Annotated in this window: 16 protein-coding genes; 9 read left to right on the top strand and 7 right to left on the bottom strand. The window is 66.9% G+C overall.

The genetic code is table 11. The annotated features are described in order from the left end of the window. Positions 1–11 precede the first annotated feature (11 nt). From DZF91_RS43085 to DZF91_RS07655, 7 genes are all read left to right on the top strand, one after another. Entirely contained in the window at positions 12–1,313 is a 1,302-nt protein-coding gene (locus DZF91_RS43085) for a WXG100 family type VII secretion target (RefSeq protein WP_407920892.1), read from the top strand. Positions 1,314–1,450: 137 nt separating this feature from the next. Continuing rightward, positions 1,451–2,539 carry a S8 family serine peptidase gene (locus tag DZF91_RS07675; RefSeq protein WP_158587876.1) on the top strand — a complete coding sequence of 363 codons (1,089 nt, stop codon included), beginning with the start codon at positions 1,451–1,453 and terminating at the stop codon, positions 2,537–2,539. A 492-nt stretch (positions 2,540–3,031) separates the two neighbouring features. Next, complete coding sequence (locus DZF91_RS38825) at positions 3,032–4,471, top strand: RNase A-like domain-containing protein (protein WP_147341047.1); 1,440 nt, start codon at positions 3,032–3,034, stop codon at positions 4,469–4,471. 284 nt (positions 4,472–4,755) lie between these two features. Continuing rightward, positions 4,756–5,952 carry a hypothetical protein gene (locus DZF91_RS38820; protein WP_147341046.1) on the top strand — a complete coding sequence of 399 codons (1,197 nt, stop codon included), beginning with the start codon at positions 4,756–4,758 and terminating at the stop codon, positions 5,950–5,952. Further along, the gene (locus DZF91_RS07665) at positions 5,949–6,239 is read left to right on the top strand and encodes an RNase A-like domain-containing protein (protein ID WP_117356783.1); all 291 of its coding nucleotides are present in this window, start codon (positions 5,949–5,951) and stop codon (positions 6,237–6,239) included. The genes DZF91_RS38820 and DZF91_RS07665 overlap by 4 nt, the downstream gene beginning before the upstream one ends. A gap of 4 nt (positions 6,240–6,243) precedes the next feature. Next, positions 6,244–6,930, top strand: coding sequence for a contact-dependent growth inhibition system immunity protein (locus tag DZF91_RS07660; RefSeq protein WP_147341044.1), 687 nt, complete (start codon positions 6,244–6,246; stop codon positions 6,928–6,930). Next, positions 6,927–7,226, top strand: a complete 300-nt coding sequence (locus DZF91_RS07655; RefSeq protein WP_117356781.1) for a WXG100 family type VII secretion target — start codon at positions 6,927–6,929, stop codon at positions 7,224–7,226. The genes DZF91_RS07660 and DZF91_RS07655 overlap by 4 nt, the downstream gene beginning before the upstream one ends. Before the next feature lie 661 nt (positions 7,227–7,887). Here the strand turns inward: DZF91_RS07655 and DZF91_RS07650 are convergent. Both DZF91_RS07650 and DZF91_RS07640 read right to left on the bottom strand, forming a co-directional pair. Then, positions 7,888–8,328, bottom strand: coding sequence for a hypothetical protein (locus tag DZF91_RS07650; RefSeq protein WP_117356780.1), 441 nt, complete (start codon positions 8,326–8,328; stop codon positions 7,888–7,890). Between the two features lie 709 nt (positions 8,329–9,037). Continuing rightward, positions 9,038–9,538, bottom strand: a complete 501-nt coding sequence (locus DZF91_RS07640) for a DinB family protein (RefSeq protein ID WP_117356778.1) — start codon at positions 9,536–9,538, stop codon at positions 9,038–9,040. Here DZF91_RS07640 and DZF91_RS07635 point away from each other — a divergent pair. Further along, the gene (locus tag DZF91_RS07635) at positions 9,537–9,743 is read left to right on the top strand and encodes an alpha/beta hydrolase family protein (RefSeq protein ID WP_199486485.1); all 207 of its coding nucleotides are present in this window, start codon (positions 9,537–9,539) and stop codon (positions 9,741–9,743) included. The two genes, DZF91_RS07640 and DZF91_RS07635, sit on opposite strands and share 2 nt — an antisense overlap. Here the strand turns inward: DZF91_RS07635 and DZF91_RS07630 are convergent. The 5 genes from DZF91_RS07630 to DZF91_RS07610 form a co-directional block, all read right to left on the bottom strand. Further along, positions 9,740–10,081, bottom strand: coding sequence for an MmcQ/YjbR family DNA-binding protein (locus DZF91_RS07630; protein WP_117356777.1), 342 nt, complete (start codon positions 10,079–10,081; stop codon positions 9,740–9,742). The genes DZF91_RS07635 and DZF91_RS07630 overlap by 4 nt on opposite strands. A gap of 137 nt (positions 10,082–10,218) precedes the next feature. After that, positions 10,219–12,276, bottom strand: a complete 2,058-nt coding sequence (locus DZF91_RS07625) for a M6 family metalloprotease domain-containing protein (protein ID WP_117356776.1) — start codon at positions 12,274–12,276, stop codon at positions 10,219–10,221. Between the two features lie 219 nt (positions 12,277–12,495). Next, the gene (gene rraA, locus DZF91_RS07620) at positions 12,496–12,978 is read right to left on the bottom strand and encodes a ribonuclease E activity regulator RraA (protein ID WP_117356775.1); all 483 of its coding nucleotides are present in this window, start codon (positions 12,976–12,978) and stop codon (positions 12,496–12,498) included. A gap of 64 nt (positions 12,979–13,042) precedes the next feature. Beyond that, on the bottom strand, positions 13,043–13,978 hold the full coding sequence (locus DZF91_RS07615; RefSeq protein ID WP_117356774.1) for a hypothetical protein: 936 nt from the start codon (positions 13,976–13,978) through the stop codon (positions 13,043–13,045). Positions 13,979–14,025: 47 nt separating this feature from the next. Then, positions 14,026–14,526 carry an Lrp/AsnC family transcriptional regulator gene (locus DZF91_RS07610; protein WP_117356773.1) on the bottom strand — a complete coding sequence of 167 codons (501 nt, stop codon included), beginning with the start codon at positions 14,524–14,526 and terminating at the stop codon, positions 14,026–14,028. Positions 14,527–14,692: 166 nt separating this feature from the next. Between DZF91_RS07610 and rocD the strand changes: the two genes are divergently transcribed. Further along, the gene (rocD, locus tag DZF91_RS07605; RefSeq protein WP_117356772.1) at positions 14,693–15,904 is read left to right on the top strand and encodes an ornithine--oxo-acid transaminase; all 1,212 of its coding nucleotides are present in this window, start codon (positions 14,693–14,695) and stop codon (positions 15,902–15,904) included. Positions 15,905–15,989 lie beyond the last annotated feature (85 nt).

Genomic DNA, 15,989 nt, shown 5'->3' with positions numbered 1-15,989 from the left:
GAGTCCCTGCCATGAGCAACGTCAACAACGTGCCCCTCAAAGGCGCGGCACCCGCAGGTTCACCGGAGTCCTACACGTCCAAGGAGCAGATCACCGCTCTGTTGAAAGGCACCGACCCAGCCGCTGTCAGCCGTGCAGGACAGTCCTTCATCAGCTTCGCCAGCACATATGAGCAGATGGTGGCCGACCTCAAATCGTTCTCCAATGAGCTGGCGGACGCTTGGACCGGCCCTGCCTCCAACGCCGCGCAGGCACGGCTGCTGGACATGCACGAAGCCGCGTTGCAGATCTTCCAGCAGTCCGACAGCGCCGGCCGCGCCGTGCGAGCTCACGGCGACGGCTACCTGTCCTGGTACCACACCAGCATGCCCACCCCCAAGACCACCCAAGAAGCCCAGCAGTGGATGCAAGCCGCCAACGGCCGCATCACCGAGACCTGGCAAGCCATGCCGGACAGCCTCTCGACCAAGCTCCCCCGGACCATGGGTGGCGATCACGGGGAGTGGGGGCCTCCTATCAGCCACACGTCGGGCTCCGGCGGCGGACCGAACTCGGGTGGTGGGCCAGAGGCGTCCGGCGGAGGAAACGGCACGGGGCGCCATACAACAGCATCCCCGGCAGGCGAAGGACATCACCCAAGTGGCTACGAGCCTCAGCACGTACCGGGTCACGGGGCAGGGGGTGACGGTTCGGCCACCACCCACCCTCACTCTCACGACGACAATGAACCGAGGCAGTGGTGGCCTGATGGCAGTGGCAATCCACGCGGGATCAACCTTTCCGAGTTCGATCCCACTGGGCCTGGCCCTTCCGGGACGGGCGGGCCTCCCGGCTCGTTCCCCTTCGGCAACGGCATAGGACCGGGCTCGTCGCCAGTTGGAAGCGGTGGCTCGGGACTAGGCACTGCTCCCGGTCCCTCTGGCCTCGGAATCATCACTGGCCCAGGAGCCGGGTCCGGGATCGGGAGGAGCGCACCCGCCAATGCCTCTGGGGCTGGCTCGACAGGACGCACTGGATCATCTGGAGTAACGGGACTGCCTGGACACGGAGCCGGAGAAGACAAGGACCGTGAACGCAGTCGTGGCGCTTGGCTGGCCGAGGAACGCAGCCTTTGGGATGGCGATGTGGTGTCCGTCCCGGGGATCATCGGCGAGGCACCCCCGCCTGCGAGTGAGCCAGATACACCCACCGAGTCCCCGCTGGACGATCTGGACACTGCGGCAATGTTGCAAGCGGCCCTGGCGCGCATCATCGAGCTCGAAGCAGGAAATGCGCAACAAGCCTCTGGCCCTAAGCCTCCGACTGTCTCTTGACCAGGTTCCTTCCCCGGCCGTGGCGCCGGCTGGTGGCCGCGGCGCTGGCCAGTGCCGCGGCCATCGGCGCGCCAATCCCAGCCGAGGCAGCAACACCGTCCCCACGCTCGGATGAGTGGTGGTTTCGAACCTGGTCGGTGCAGGACACGATCTGGCCGCTGACTCGGGGCTCCGGAGTCACCATCGCGGTGCTCGACTACGGTGTCAACGCGAAGTTGCCCGAACTCTCGGGTGCGATCGTTCCCGGCGTCGACCTGGTCGACCACAGCACCGACGGCCGCGTCGACCTCGACACGGAATCGCCTGGCCACGGAACCGCCACCACCATCCAGATGGTGGGGCGCGGCGGCGGGACCACGGGCTATGTAGGCCTCGCGCCCGATGCGAAGGTGCTTCCGATACGGATCCCGGTCTCCTCATTGGGCGGAGACGTCCTCGCCAGCGCGATCAGGACCGCAGTCGATCGTGGCGCCAAAGTCATCAATATGTCTTTCGGGCAGGACTCAACGACGTTCACGCCCGTGCATTGTGACCCCCAACTGGCGCCCGCTATCAAGTACGCCCTGGAACGCGACGTAATTCTAGTCGCAGCCGCAGGGAACGACGGGAACGCAGAAAATGCACCCGAACTACCCGCGTCCTGCCCAGGTGTTGTCGCAGTCGGTAGTGTCACCAAATCCCTCCGTCCTTGGCAGAAGACCCAGCGGCAGAACTATGTGACCCTCGCCGCACCAGGCGCGGACATGACCGTCGTGGACAAGCACGGACTACTCCGCAAGGCGGCTGGAACCAGCCTGTCAGCCGACTTGACGTCAGCTGCTATCGCCCTCATCCGCGCGAAGCACCCGACTATGCCCGCTCGAACCCTCGTACAGCGCCTCTTCGCCACGGCTCGTCCCATCGGCCGCCCAGGTTGGAACAACCAGACCGGTTTTGGCCTCCTTGACCTGCCTGCCGCCATCGATCTCGCGAACCACCCGGTGCCCTCGACGGCGCCTAACCCACTGTACGAGGCTTTCGACCGTTGGCAGAGTCGCACACTTCCCACAACGTCACCGTCGAGCCGGCCATCACACTCCCAGCTTTCTGTGCCTCAAAAACGAAGATCTCCATCTACAAAGATGGCACAGACGTGGATTCTCATGGCCATGGGCGGACTTTTGTTGACCACTCTTTCACTTGGCATGGCGCTTACATATTTTTGGCGAGCAAGAAGAAGGACATGAGGCGCTGGAACTCAAGGCGAGATCGCCACTGTGGGCTTTCCGGCACACCTTTGGAGAAACTGATCACCAGGTCGGACTGGAGACTTTCACCTAGCACCCCATTTTATATGTCTATGTCCAACGGAGGTATGTCTCATGGGCTCGCCTGTCCCGCCTTCCAATCCCCCTTCGACTGGCGGACCACCCGCCACAACGCGACCGCCTTCGGCTCCCCCGGCAACGAATAATCCCTCCCCGCATCCATCGCCGTCGGGATCACCAGGTCCACCTGCGACTAACTCCCCACATCTCCCTGCACCGAATAATTCGTCCTCGCCACCTGGCCGAACGCAGCCGTCATCAAGACCGAACTCCCCCTATTCCAACCCTGACCAGATCGGCGGCCATACGGGGGTAATAGACGTCGACCCGGCTAAGGTTTATGCAGCGGCAGATGCCATGCACCGGGCAAGTGACGTGTTCGGCACAGCAATGCTCAGCACATCCCGAGCCTTGTCCGACAACAATGACATGGCTGGCAAAGATTACGGGGGAGAATTTTTCGGGACTCGCTACGATCCTGTCGCGCATCAGATAGTCATCGTGTGGGAAAAGCTGGTGATGGCACTCGGTGGCGTCAGTGAGGGCCTCACCGTCACTGCGAACAACTTCGTCACCGCAGACTGGCATTCGAAGCACGGAACTGGTGCGGTAGCTGGCACGCGACCGGTACCACAATTCCGCGACTTCACGTACAGGCGCCCAGCCCCAGCATCAGGAAGCGGCTACATGGACATGTCGTCGCTCGGCGGGCAGCTCGTGATTGACATGGCTTTCGGAGAAATCCTCAAAGCCTTTCCGCGGGGCCACCCCGATCGCTTGAATCAGGCGGCGGCACAGTGGACCCAGGCGGCCAGTGCCGTCAGCGCCCTGTCGGTCGAGGTCAACCGCATCCTTAACACGATCACCATCGACTCCGACGCAGTCGGCAAGCGCGGCATCACCGCTGACACGGTCACCACCTGGCAAAAGCAGATGCAGGTCTTCTGCAGTCGCATTTGGGGCAAGGCCCCATGGGATCGCGGTAGCAGCAGCAACGCGCCGCTGCATGTACTGGGGGACGCGTCCAACAAACTTGCCAGTATGTGCAGGCACCATGCTGAAGCCACTGTTCAAACTCGGGAAGCTCTGAAACAGCGCGTTGGTCCCGAAATCTTCGATCTGATCGCCGACCTCGCCTCGAAAGAAGGGGCCGTCGCAATCACGGCGGCACTCGCGGGGGTGTTCGAACCTGGGCTCCTCATCGAGTGCGGACGCGTCATCATAACCAAATACATTCAACCAATTAATGGCTTTCAGGAGGCTCAGGATATGGCCGGCCTCCTCAAGTTGCTAGAGCATGCCTCGATGCGGGTTCCAACCCTCCAGGCCATGGAGGCCCAAAGTGAGTCGGTCGGTGACCGCGCGATGCACGACTTCAACTATCCTGGGCTACGAGGAACAGATGAGCACGGGAAGGGCTCTCAGGGGCGCCCCACGCCCCCAGACGGCGTCCCCTTTCCCATCGACCTCGCAGGTCAGGAGGGTGGGCCAGGAAAATCTCATGTCATCGACAAGCATGTTGGAAAGACCGATGAGCAGCTGCAGCACCGGCTGGACAGCGAGCCGCCGAGCAAATCGAGGTCATCTTCCACCTTCGAATCCCTCGCAGACGCCCGGAAATATGTCCAAGAGGCGATCAATAGTCCGGAAGGTGAGCGGAAGATTCGACGGATGATCGAAAGAGGGAGTCAGAGCACGGAATTTCTCTACGATGCACATGAGCCAGTAGGGCGATCCCTCGATCGCAATGGAAACATATCTCACCCCACCAAAATTCGGCTGAGGATCCATCTCGCGCCACCAGGGGTAGAACCACGCTTCTATGTCAATACGGCATATCCTGAAGCATAGATCCAAATGCCGGGTATCCGATTTCAGTGGACTGCAGCGAGGAAGGAGTTTGATCTATGACGGACCTCGACCCTCCTCGTCCAGAAGACTTCAGTGCTCTGCTGAACGTAATATCCTCCTGTCGCTTGGGGGTTGACGGACGAATATCCCCAGCTTTCCGACTCGCAGACTTCCCGCTGCACTTTGCACGAATCATCCGGCATCCACGCAGTCGTGCTGCGATCTATGATCGAGTGGAACTGCAGTCGGCCCTCCGAGCGCTTACCAGCACAGATGAATCATGGATGAATCTCAGCGACGAGTACGGCGACAATCCAACTTTCGATAGCGAGTTCGAGCAAGAACTGAAAGAAACTTTTGGCGCATCTGTCGACCAAGCCTTCGCCGGCCTCACAGAACTGCTGTCCCGCGTAGACAACACTACTCTGGTCGACGCCACACGCCTTCCTTACGCAGGAGAGTTCGGCAGACTGTTTCCAGCATTTAGAGAATTGACTGCGACATGGCTGCACCGCTCGGGAAAGCAGGGAAAAGCCGAAGCCAGCGAATCCCTGTCTGCTGAAATCATTAACACAGCGGTCCTGACCGAGGACGTCCGGTCCGGCTATCCGAGAGATCACGACTGGTTGGCAACATCCGTCGGTTCATTCTTCGAACTGCGTGCGCTCGCACGGAGCAGCGAGGAGCTTGGGCTGCCGACGACAGGATGCCCCGGTACGGGATGGCTGAACTGGTTCGGAACTGCAACCAGTGCGATGACCCGCAAACTTCAAACGACCAGCTTCATCGATTCGCCACTGGTGACCCGGCCTGAGAGAGTTTCCACGGCTCTACCAGGGGAGACCGATCCGCGGTACGGAAATGCAGTACTACTTGTATCGGCATTCGAACAGCAACCGATCGATGACACGTCTGCCGAGTGCATGGACGATGCGGTACTCCGAGTCAGGCGAGCTTTTTCCCATAGACGGTTCGAGCACGAGATCGCGCCGGCCATAGAGCATCTTGAAGCACTGGTTGCTGAATTCGAAAACGACGCGGACATTTTGATCAGACTGTTGGGCGAAGGTGTTCTGTCGAGTGGAACCGGAGCGGTTGATGTACTAGCCGACCTTGCTGCCAATCTCTCCGATCCCTACCCGAACCCGATACTGCCATCGCTCACTGAATTGCCTTTGAACGGGTGGGAGCTACGATTCCGCTTTCCGGGAATTGCATCGTTCGGCAAGGGAAGTCCAGACGTTTCGGAGTCAACCCATACCGCAGACCTGGCGTCGATGCACGAGCCCTGCCGGATCGGGCTGCCGCCGTTGATCGGAGAGTTCGCTGAACTGCTGGCCCTTCTACCGAACGAAGTTGACATAGACGGGGCGATGGCACACCTCGGGGCCACCGGGACCGGGTGGCGGCCGATACTGGAACACTTGGTCACCGATCTGACCGCACACATCTGGGCCCACGAGGAGGAACGGCACCAATGAGGGGGGCTTCGACGTTCATCGATACATCCACCGCTCAAAGGTTCGTCCAAGCGGTAGTGAACGCCCACACTGTGACGATTCGTGAGTGGCTGACCCATGGGCACACGGACCGGCTGCGGCTCGACGGCTACTTCCCCAGCGAGCCCACAGGTCGGTTTCTTCTACGCGGCATGCACTATGCCGGGCGTGGTCCGGTCGACGCCCACGGCGTGCGCGTCGTACTCAAACGCTCATCCCAGCAAGCGAACGGCTTCATCGTCCTGACCGCCTACCCGACCATGGTGTGATCCAGTGACTGAACATTCCGACAGCTGGCCTCTCACCGGTTCGCGGCCCAGTTTCCAGATGGCCACCCACGGGGCCGTCCTCCCCCTGTTGGCCGCCTACGCCGGCCTGCCCGCTGACGACGTTCCCGGCCGCCCGAGCTCTGCTCTGTCGGGATACCTGCGTTGGGCCGTGATTTCCGATCCGGCCCTCGCGGCGATCGCCGCCGCGCAGCTACGGCAGTTGGCCGGGCGGTTGCTGAACGAACCAGACACGGTTCCGTCGGTGATCCATGATGCCCTGCCGGTTACCCCCGCGGGTGAGAAGGCTGGCGCTTCCTGGGCGGACACCGTCGCGACGCTCCTCGAACAGGCCGTCGATTCCGGCTTCCCGCCACCCGGGCCGCCTGTCACCTTCTGGGAGTGGAACCAACGGTTCCCGGCCCTCGCCCAGTTCCTGGGTTGCTATTTCACCCAGGATTTCAGGGACGAGTTCGCTGATCACGACACGGCTACCGCCGCGTGGGGCCAGACCGCCACCCCGGCCGACCGCGCACGGCTGATCGGCGAAATCGCTGAGCTGCTCGCATTGGAAATGGCGGACAATGAACTGGACGAGGCGTTGGCGACGCTGGGCATGGACGTCGACCCACCGCTGCCCGCTTCGGCGTGGCTCTCCCACGTACACCGCTCCGTCACCGGGAGTGACCGATGACCCATCGTCCCGTCCGTGTCGATCTGGGCCAGATGGGCCGAACTGTGGAAGCGTTCGAGGCAGTTCGCAAGGAGTTCGTCAACTGCTTGAGCGCCCTGGATGACGACCTCAAGGCCCACCTTGACCAGTGGGAGGGCGACGCACGCATCGCTTACGACGCCGCACACCGGGAATGGACGGACGCCGCCGCCGACATGGCCGACCAGATCGCCTTCCTCCGCCACTGGCTCACCGTCGGACACCGCAATTACAGTGGAGCCCTCGACGCCACCATCAAGACATGGCAGATCGACTGACAGTCGGGCTAGGCGATCCCTCAGCCTAGACGCCAATGGCGGCTGTTCGTCACATGAGCAACAAGGCGTTCAATACTGGGAGCTTGGTCAGCCGTTGGTCAGAACGCATGGATCGACTGGATCAGTCGAGCACGACTCTTCAAGCGAGGTTGGGCCCTGGGAGGACGCCGGGGAAATCGAGGATGTGGCCGTCGCCGATCCGTTGTTCGGCGAGGTCGCGTAATCTCACGCGTTGCTGCTCGTTGCGATGGCTTGCACAGGGCTCGGCTTATGCGATCGCAGTTTCGGCTCGCGGAGATGTCGGCTGGGTGCGCGTTTGCGCTTCCGGAGGTGTCGCGGCTTCTGGGGCATGTCCTCACACAGGCACGAGTTAGGGCGACAGTTGGTAATTGAGCCGTAGAAATGCTGTTCGCCCCGTTGGCCCGTCCACGAGCAGGCCGGATCGTCCTGCTCGTGGACGGGCGCACTTCGCTACCACGCGCACTGAGGTGAGCTGGCGCAACGTCCGAGGGCCCAAGGCCGGCTGCTAACCCTTCGCTGGACCGCGGAACGCGACTGAGGCGATCAACCAAGACCCTCAGTGCTCCCGGGTCGCCCTTGCGGATGCTGAGGCTTGTCGGATGGGCGCCGCTTCTTGCGGCGCACTCGAGTGGGTGGGTGGTCAGTCGGTTGGGGTGGTGAAGGGGGTTAGGGACTGGCGGAGTTGGGTGGCTGCTTCCGTTGTCTGTTGAGGGGTTGTTGCCGGGGTCCTGTAGAGCTCGTAGCCGCCGTCGGAGTGGCGGATGTTGTGGGTTCGGAACCAGTCGGGGTTGCCTGGGCTTGTGAAGGTGGCTACGAGGCGGACGGTGTCCTTGTCCTGGATGACTCGGATGGTCTTCAGGTCGTCCCAGTCGACGCTGAACGTCGTTGGTCTGCGGCGGGTGGAGGTTCTGCGGCGTTGGCGGACTTCCAGTCCTTCCGGACCGATCGTGAGGGCGTCGCGTTTGGGGGCCAGTCTCCAGCCGACGAGTGCGGCTAGCGGGATGAGCAGGACGTAGGCCCCGGCGGTTCCGCCCAGTGGGGCGGCGATGCACACGGCGGTCGCGAGCAGGACGCCGAGCACTGTGTAGAGCAGGTTCTTTCCGGGGGTATCGGACGGGATCGTCGTTGAGGTCGAGTGGTTTCGGTGGGGGGACGGGACGCAGCGGTACTCGCGCGGATTCGGCGCTTTCGCCGGCCAGCGTGGGGGGCGGACTGCGGGCGGGGTGGCTCGGTGCTGAAGGGCGGCGAACATTGTGGCGCTGTTCGTCAGGACGGCTCGCATCGAGCTGGCCGTTTGGGACAGCAGGGCGGCGCGGGCGTCCGCTTCGGCCAGGGCGGGGTCCGTGCGGTGGGCGATTTCGGTCGCGGTGGGACGTGCCTTCGGGGATTTCGCCAGGCAGGACGCGATGAGTTCGCGCAGGTCGTCTGGGACGCCGTCCAGGTCGGGGTCGTGGTAGGCGACGCGATAGGCGAGCAGTTCGGCCTGGCCTTCGCCGAAGGGGGTCGGCCGGTAGCGGCGTAGGCGAGGACCGCGCCCAGGGCGAAGACGTCCGTGGGTGGGGCGAGGTCGTGTCCGCGGGCCTGCTCGGGGGGCGTGTAGGCCGGGTCCGGGGCGGAGGACTCGGCGAGGCGTGGGCCGTCCGGGGTCAGGAGGATCGTGTCCGGGCTCAGCGTGCCGTGCGGGGTGTCGGAGGACGCGAGCCAGTGGGCCAGGTCGGCGGCCAGCGTTCGGACGGTGGGGGGCGACATGGGGCCGTCGTCGCGGATCAGGTCGCGTAGGGAGATTGTCATCAGCCGGAGGTGATCTGTTCGCGGAGGATGTCGGCGTGGCCGGCGTGGCGGGCCAGTTCTTCGATCATATGGACGTAGATCCAGCGGAGGGTGAAACGGCCGTCCTCGTAGGCGAACTCGTGGTCGAGGTCGAAGCGGGCGGCGATCTCGCGGGACTCGGCGCAGGTCGTCCGGTAGGCGGCGAGGACGTCGGCGACGGAGGTGTCGTCGGGGACCAGCCAGCTGGCGTCCTGGCTGCTGCGCGGGCCGGACAGCTCGGCTTCCGGACGGCCCTCGACGACGAGCTGGAACCAGCTGCGTTCGTCGGCCGTGCAGTGGCCGACCAGGCCGATCGGGGTGGTCAGGGACGGGACGAGGCGGGTGCGGGCCTGCTGTTCGTCGAGGCCGTCCAGGCTGTTCGCGATGGTCTCGCGGAAGTGGTCCAGGAACGCTTCGAGGACGTCGCGTTCGGAGTGCGAGGTGGTGACGGCCGCGACGCGTTCGAAGGATGTGTGCGCCATGCTCGCGACGGTAGCGCGCCGACTGCGGGCGCGGTCAGGAGCCGGGCGGCTCATGGAGGCGGACGTCCCGGTCACGGTGCGGCATGTGCCGGGCGCGTGGCACCTGTTCGAGGCGTACGCGCCCGAGTCGGAGCTCGCCCGGGCCACCACGGCCCACTGGCTCGCCGACCTGCGCGAAGCCCTCAGCGCTCCCGAACGCGGCTAAAGGCCGAGGTGGGCGGCGGCCACACGCTTGGGGACGACCATGCGCCACGCGTCCGTGACGAGTTCGCGCATCTCGGGTTCGTCGAGGGCGGCGGTCCGGGCCTCGACCCAGTTGAAGCGCTGGTCGGACACGCTCGGCATCAGGAACGTGGACGGGTCGGACGCGATCAGCCCCTCGCGCTCCTCCTTCGGGAAGGCGAAGCCCATCGTCGTCTCGTCCCGGGAGAAGGCCACGTAGACGATCGCGCCCACGCGGAACTTCACCCGGTCCCTGATCAGGTGTTCGGAGGTTCGCGGGAGGGGCAGCGCCACGCGCCGGACGTCGTCGACTGTCACCATCCGCGCATTATGGCGATAGGGAAGCTCGGTTCCACAACGTGGATGTGTGCGGTCCGTCCTCGGCGGGCGGCGGAGCATGCCAGTCGTCGCCGGCCCCGGAGAACTCCCCGGAACCGGCGACGGCTGAGGTGAAGCGGTCAGGCGTGGCAGGTGCTCGTGGCCGTCTTGGTCGGGTCGGACTCGGACGCGGCGGAGACGGAGATCCGCGCGTGCCTGTCCGCGCCCGCCCCGGCCTTGGCCCAGACCTCGACCTTGGTCGCGCGGCCGTTGGACGCGGTCGCGAGCGAGTTCGGGAGCCAGGTCGTCCAGCCCTGGGCGGACGTCGCGGCCTTCACGCGGAACACGTCCGACGCGGTGTACCCGGTGCCGCCCGTCCCGGTGTTGCGCAGGACGACCGTGCAGCGCCGCCAGCCGTCGGCCGCCGGGGCGCCGCCGCCGGAGGTGAGCCGGACGCCGCGCGTCTGCGGGCCGGAGCCGTCCAGCGACCGGACCGCGACCGTGTAGGACAGGACGCCCTTCCGGTCGCGCTTGAGGTTCAGGACGTAGAAGTGGAGCCGGTTGGCCTGGTCGACGTACTCGTACTGGCTGCCGGAGTCGTTGCCCGCATGGAACAGCGCGTCCGAAAGCTGCCGGTAGTCACCGATGGTCATCTTCTGCGGGGTGCCGTCCGGCAGGACGAAGTCGGTCTTGTTGATGTCCTCGGGGTGCGCGTCCTTCACCCAGATGAACGGCGCGCTGTCCTTGTCCTTGGTCTTGGACAGCAGGACGCCCGAGTCCGGGGTGAACGAGTCGAAGCCCATGCGGTCCACGACCTCGACGGTGTAGTTGTCGTAGCCGCCGCCGTCGCAGAGCGGGTCCTTGGACGTGTCGCACTTGGGGCTCTTGTCGCCGCCCGCGCCGAGCTTGACGTTCACGCCGCTCAGGCCGCGCTCGCCGGGCTGCGCCTCGCGCGCGGTCACGTTCGCGACGACGAGGCCGCCGGACGCGAGGGTGTCGCGGTCGAGCTGGAGGACGTTCTTCGGGTCCACCATGTTCAGCTTCATCTTGTTGCGGAGCATGTGCTGCGCGCCCATGGACGCGCCCGCCGTCGCCGGGATCAGCCACCGGCTGTGCGGTCCGCCCGGCCCGTTGAAGCTGCCGCGGCTCAGCATCTCCCAGGGGCCGGAGTAGGCGCGGCGCGGCGGGTCGGAGTACGGGTTGTTGTAGTTGTCGCCGATGCCGAGGATGTGGCTGAACTCGTGCGCGAACACGGCCATGCCGGAGCTCTCGGCCTGGATGGAGTTGCCGGGGATGGCGTTCGGCCACAGGTTCGCGCCGGCCTTCCAGGACGTCCACGGGACGTACCGGGTCTTCACCCAGTTCGGCAGGGCCGGGTCGGGCGAGCCCCACTCCCGGGGCACGTCCTCCTTGCTCCTGAACTTCATCTGGCCGAACTCCTGCCAGGTGGAGCTCTCGTCCTGGCCCGCCGAGAGGAAGAAGACCATGTCGTACTGCTTGGCCTTCTCCTCGCCGATGTCGGCGATCCACGCGGCGGTCGCGTCCGTGCGCAGGTCGCGTCCGCAGGTGTCGCCGGACGGGCAGCCGGTGCCGCCCTGGAAGCCGTCCACGCCGTACTCGTGGCTCTTGTGCGGCAGGCGGTAGGCGCCGAAGCCGGTGAGGTCGACGCCGTACCGGCCGCCGGAGTCCTCCATCCAGTACTCGTGGAGGGTGTGGCCGTGGTTGAGCTGCTGCGGCTTGTTCAGGAAGTCCTGGTAGAACTGCGCGACCCGGCTCCGCGGGACGTCGCCGACCGACGTCGGGTTGCCGTAGACCGTGGAGTTCTTCGGCTTGGTGATCGCGAAGTCCTCGTCGGGGTAGTCGACCAGGACGACCGCGCCCCGGAACGTCTTCACCGAACCGGCGCGGCTCGGATCGGCCCAGTTCGTGCCGGGGACGGACTTGTAGTCGTCCCAGGTCATCGTGTCGGGCAGCTCGTAGTTCTGCGGATCGATCGGGGCGGGCCTGCCCGCCTTCGCCGCGCGGGGCTGCTGCCCGCGCTGCCACGGCTGGGTCTGCGGCCACTGCCGCATCTGCCAGGGGTTCGGGGTCGGCTTCGGGACGGACGGCGAGGGCTGGGCGGCGGCGGGCAGGGCGGACAGCCCGAGGGCCGCCAGCGCCAGCGCCGCGGGCGCCAGGAGGATCTTCTTCGCGCGCATGCTTCCTCATGTCTCCGGGGTCGCCTGCGACGCTAGGAACCGGCACGTACCAAGATCAATGTTCGTTTCGGACGAACCCGCCGCCCCAACCCTGGCACTCCCCGCCCGTTTACCGCGGGACGCGGCGCACCACCCCGGCGCGTCGCCCCGCCGCACCGCCCCGCCGCGCCGGACAGTCAGGCGAGCAGGTCCCGGGTACCGCCCCGCCGCGCCGGACGGTCAGGCGAGCAGGTCGCGGGTGGCGACGACGATGCCGTCCTCGTCGCCGTAGAGCCAGTCGCCGGGCGCGAACCGGACGCCGCCGAACTCGACCGGGACGTCGAGCGCGCCCACGCCGTCCTTGGCGGACTTGCGCGGGTTGGAGCCGAGGGCCTTGACGCCGAGGTCGAGGCCGCGCAGCGCCGCCACGTCCCGGACGGCCCCGTGGATGACGACGCCGGACCAGCCGTTGGCCACCGCCGACTCGGCGATCATGTCGCCCATCAGCGCGGACGCCAGGGAGCCCGCGCCGTCCACGACCAGCACGCGGCCGTCGCCGGGGGTGCCGAGCACCTTCTTGACCAGGCCGTTGTCGCGGAAGCACCGGACGGTCACGACCCGTCCCGCGAACGCCGTCCGCGCGCCCAGGTTCCGGAACTGGGTCTCGCAGGAACGCAGCTCGTCCCCGAAGTCGTCGATGAGGTCAGCCGTCGCGAAATCCATGCGCGGCAGCTTACTGACCGGTAATCGGGTCGTCCGAGGGCACCCGCCGCGGCGGCGCCGGAGGTCAGGCGGTGGGTCGGGCTCTGGCGCGGGTGTCGGCGCGGGTGCCGGCGCGGTTGCGGTGGCGGGCGGCTTCGGTGACTCCCCACGCGGTCAGGACGGTCAGCAGGACGAGGCCGGTGCCGGCGGTGTACTCCTGCCAGGTGGTCGAGATGTCCGCCCTGGTGCCGACGCGGCTCGTCGGCGGCCCCGGGGACAGGACGAACGGGACCGCGACATGGTCGCCCGGCCGTGGCGCCTCCGCCGCGTAGAAGCGCTCCGGGCAGCCGCCGACCTTGACGAGGTGGCGCGTGCCCGCGTCGTTCCAGGCGAGGACGCAGTGCCGCTGCTCGCTCCTGGTGCCTTTGCCCGTCGTCCACGCCCGGACGAACTCGCCCTGGACGTCCCGTCCCTCGTGCTTCAGGTAGAGCGGCGACGCGGCGGCGCTCGCGCCCACCACGACGAGGAGGATCGGCAGGACCGCGAGCCACGCCTGGGGATGCCCGCGGCCCGCGACGAACCCGCACGCGAACACGGTGAGGACGAACAGCCCGGCCGCGAACAGGGCCTGCGTCCAGCCGGGCGTCACGGTCACCAGGCACATGGCGGACGGGACGAGCACCAGAGGGATCCCCCAGAGCAGCGCCCAGGCGCCGACCACCGCGCGCAACCCCATGTGGCGCTTCGAGAGGTGCCCGCCCTTCGCCGTCTCGGCCTGGATCCTGCGGATCCGGCGCCTCGCCTCGGCCGCGTTCGCCTCGTCCGCCGGACGCGGCGGACGGCGGCCCGCCCGCGTGTGCAGGGCCAGGACGCTGTCCACCAGGGGCGCGCCGTCCTCCTCGGACGCCAGCCGCTCCAGCGCCCACCGGGACCCGAACCCGTACTCCAGCAGCCTCGCGCGCTCGCGCTCGCCGAGTCGGCCGAGCGTCCTGCGCACCGATCGGGAGGTGGGGCCGGACATCGCCGTCCTTCGTCCAGAGGAGGGGTGGACGACGATATGCCGCGGTCTTACTCCGTCGCCACGCCGGTCCCGGTCCGGTCGCGCCAGGCGGGGCTGGTCGCGCCGGTGTCGGTGGGACGGCCGATCAGCCGCGACAGCACGATCGCCGTCTTGGTCGCGGTGATGTTCGGCTCGCGGCGCAACCGCTCGAGGGCCTGCTCGAGGTGCTGGATGTCCCGGGCCCGGACGTGCACCAGCGCGCTGGCGTCGCCGCTGACGGTGTAGGCGGCGACGACCTCCGGATGCTTGTGCACGCTGTCGTAGATCTCCTCCGGCGCCGTCGCGCCCGTGCAGAAGACCTCGATGAACGCCTCGGTCGTCCAGCCGAGCGCGGCCGGGTCGACCACGGCGGCGAAGCCGGTGATGACCCGCTCGGCGCGGAGCCGGTCGACGCGGCGCTTCACCGCGGGGGCCGACAGCCCGATCCGGTCGCCGATCTGCGCGTAGGAGGCGCGGCCGTTCTCCAGGAGCTGCGCAACGATTCGGCGGTCCAAGTCGTCAAGACGCAACAAATATCTCCCCCCGAGAGCCCATTCGGCACTGTGTGCTGGTAGATCCCGAACATACGCTGGGTCGAAGGGTCCGCGCACACCTTCGCGCCAGGACTCCACCCCCCATCCGGCACCGGCCGCCGCCGGTGCGGCAACCGATCCCGGCGACGAGGCCGGGCCGACCATGGGTGAAGGAGCGTTCGTGACCCGATCCGAGCAGCTGCGGGCCTTGTCCGACGAGCACAGCGCGCACAACTACCACCCGCTTCCGATCGTCATCGCCGAGGCCGACGGGGCCTGGGTCACCGACGTCGACGGACGCCGCTACCTGGACATGCTCGCCGCGTACTCCGCGGTCAACTTCGGCCACCGCAACCCCCGCCTGACCGCGGCGGCCCAGCGCCAGCTGGGGCGCGTCACCCTGGTGAGCCGCGCGTTCGACCACGACCAGTTCGGCCCGTTCGTCGCGGAGCTGGCCGAGCTGTGCGGCAAGGACATGGTGCTGCCGATGAACAGCGGCGCCGAGGCGGTCGAGACCGCGCTGAAGACCGCCCGCAAGTGGGGCTACGAGGTCAAGGGCGTCCCGGCCGAAAGCGCCGAGATCATCACCTTCGACGGCAACTTCCACGGCCGGACGACGACGATCGTCAGCTTCTCCACCGACCCCGACGCGCGCGGCTCCTACGGGCCGTTCACCCCGGGCTTCCGGGTCGTGCCGTACGGCGACGCGGACGCGCTGCGGGCGGCGATCACCCCCAACACGGTCGGCGTGCTGGTCGAGCCGATCCAGGGCGAGGCCGGTGTCGTCGTGCCGCCGAGCGGGTTCCTGACCGCCGTCCGCGAGCTGTGCACCGAGCACAACGTGCTGATGATGGCGGACGAGATCCAGTCCGGCCTCGGCCGGGCGGGCACCACGTTCGCGGTCGAGGAGGAGGGCGTCGTCCCCGACCTGTACATCCTCGGCAAGGCGCTCGGCGGCGGCATCATGCCGGTGTCGGCGGTCGTCGCCGACAGCGACGTGCTGGGCGTGTTCAAGCCGGGCCAGCACGGGTCCACCTTCGGCGGCAACCCGCTCGCCTGCGCGATCGCCCGGGAGGTGATCGCCATGCTGAAGACCGGGGAGTTCCAGGAGCGCTCCCGCGAGCTGGGCGCGCACATGCACGCGCGGCTCGCCAAGATGCCGTCCGACCGGGTCCGCGAGGTGCGCGGGCGCGGGCTGTGGGCCGGGATCGAGCTGAACGGCCCGGCGCGTCCGGTCAGCGAGCGGCTGATGGGGCTCGGCGTGCTGGCCAAGGAGACGCACGAGACCACCATCCGGCTCGCCCCGCCGCTGACGATCAGCCGGGAGGACCTGGACTGGGCGCTCGACCAGTTCGAGGCCGCGCTGAAGGACTGATCCCCAGGTCACGGCCCGATCCCGCATGACGGGGGCCGGGCCCGCCGAACTCGAGGCCGCCGCCGGACGACGACGTCCGGCGGCG

The organism is Actinomadura logoneensis (genome assembly GCF_003428695.1).
GTDB classification, from domain to species: Bacteria; Actinomycetota; Actinomycetes; order Streptosporangiales; family Streptosporangiaceae; genus Spirillospora; species Spirillospora logoneensis.
The sequence above is the reverse complement of the archived record's forward strand: the minus strand, read 5'-3'. Positions and strand labels throughout refer to the sequence as shown.

Coding starts and splice junctions, on each gene's coding strand:
- DZF91_RS07665 (WP_117356783.1), top strand. CDS start 5,949: ATGAGGGGGGCTTCGACGTTCATCGATACATCCACCGCTCAAAGGTTC.
- DZF91_RS07625 (WP_117356776.1), bottom strand. CDS start 12,276: ATGCGCGCGAAGAAGATCCTCCTGGCGCCCGCGGCGCTGGCGCTGGCG.
- DZF91_RS07630 (WP_117356777.1), bottom strand. CDS start 10,081: ATGGTGACAGTCGACGACGTCCGGCGCGTGGCGCTGCCCCTCCCGCGA.
- rraA (WP_117356775.1), bottom strand. CDS start 12,978: ATGGATTTCGCGACGGCTGACCTCATCGACGACTTCGGGGACGAGCTG.
- DZF91_RS07615 (WP_117356774.1), bottom strand. CDS start 13,978: ATGTCCGGCCCCACCTCCCGATCGGTGCGCAGGACGCTCGGCCGACTC.
- DZF91_RS43085 (WP_407920892.1), top strand. CDS start 12: ATGAGCAACGTCAACAACGTGCCCCTCAAAGGCGCGGCACCCGCAGGT.
- DZF91_RS07640 (WP_117356778.1), bottom strand. CDS start 9,538: ATGGCGCACACATCCTTCGAACGCGTCGCGGCCGTCACCACCTCGCAC.
- DZF91_RS07655 (WP_117356781.1), top strand. CDS start 6,927: ATGACCCATCGTCCCGTCCGTGTCGATCTGGGCCAGATGGGCCGAACT.
- rocD (WP_117356772.1), top strand. CDS start 14,693: ATGGGTGAAGGAGCGTTCGTGACCCGATCCGAGCAGCTGCGGGCCTTG.
- DZF91_RS07635 (WP_199486485.1), top strand. CDS start 9,537: ATGCTCGCGACGGTAGCGCGCCGACTGCGGGCGCGGTCAGGAGCCGGG.
- DZF91_RS38820 (WP_147341046.1), top strand. CDS start 4,756: ATGAATCTCAGCGACGAGTACGGCGACAATCCAACTTTCGATAGCGAG.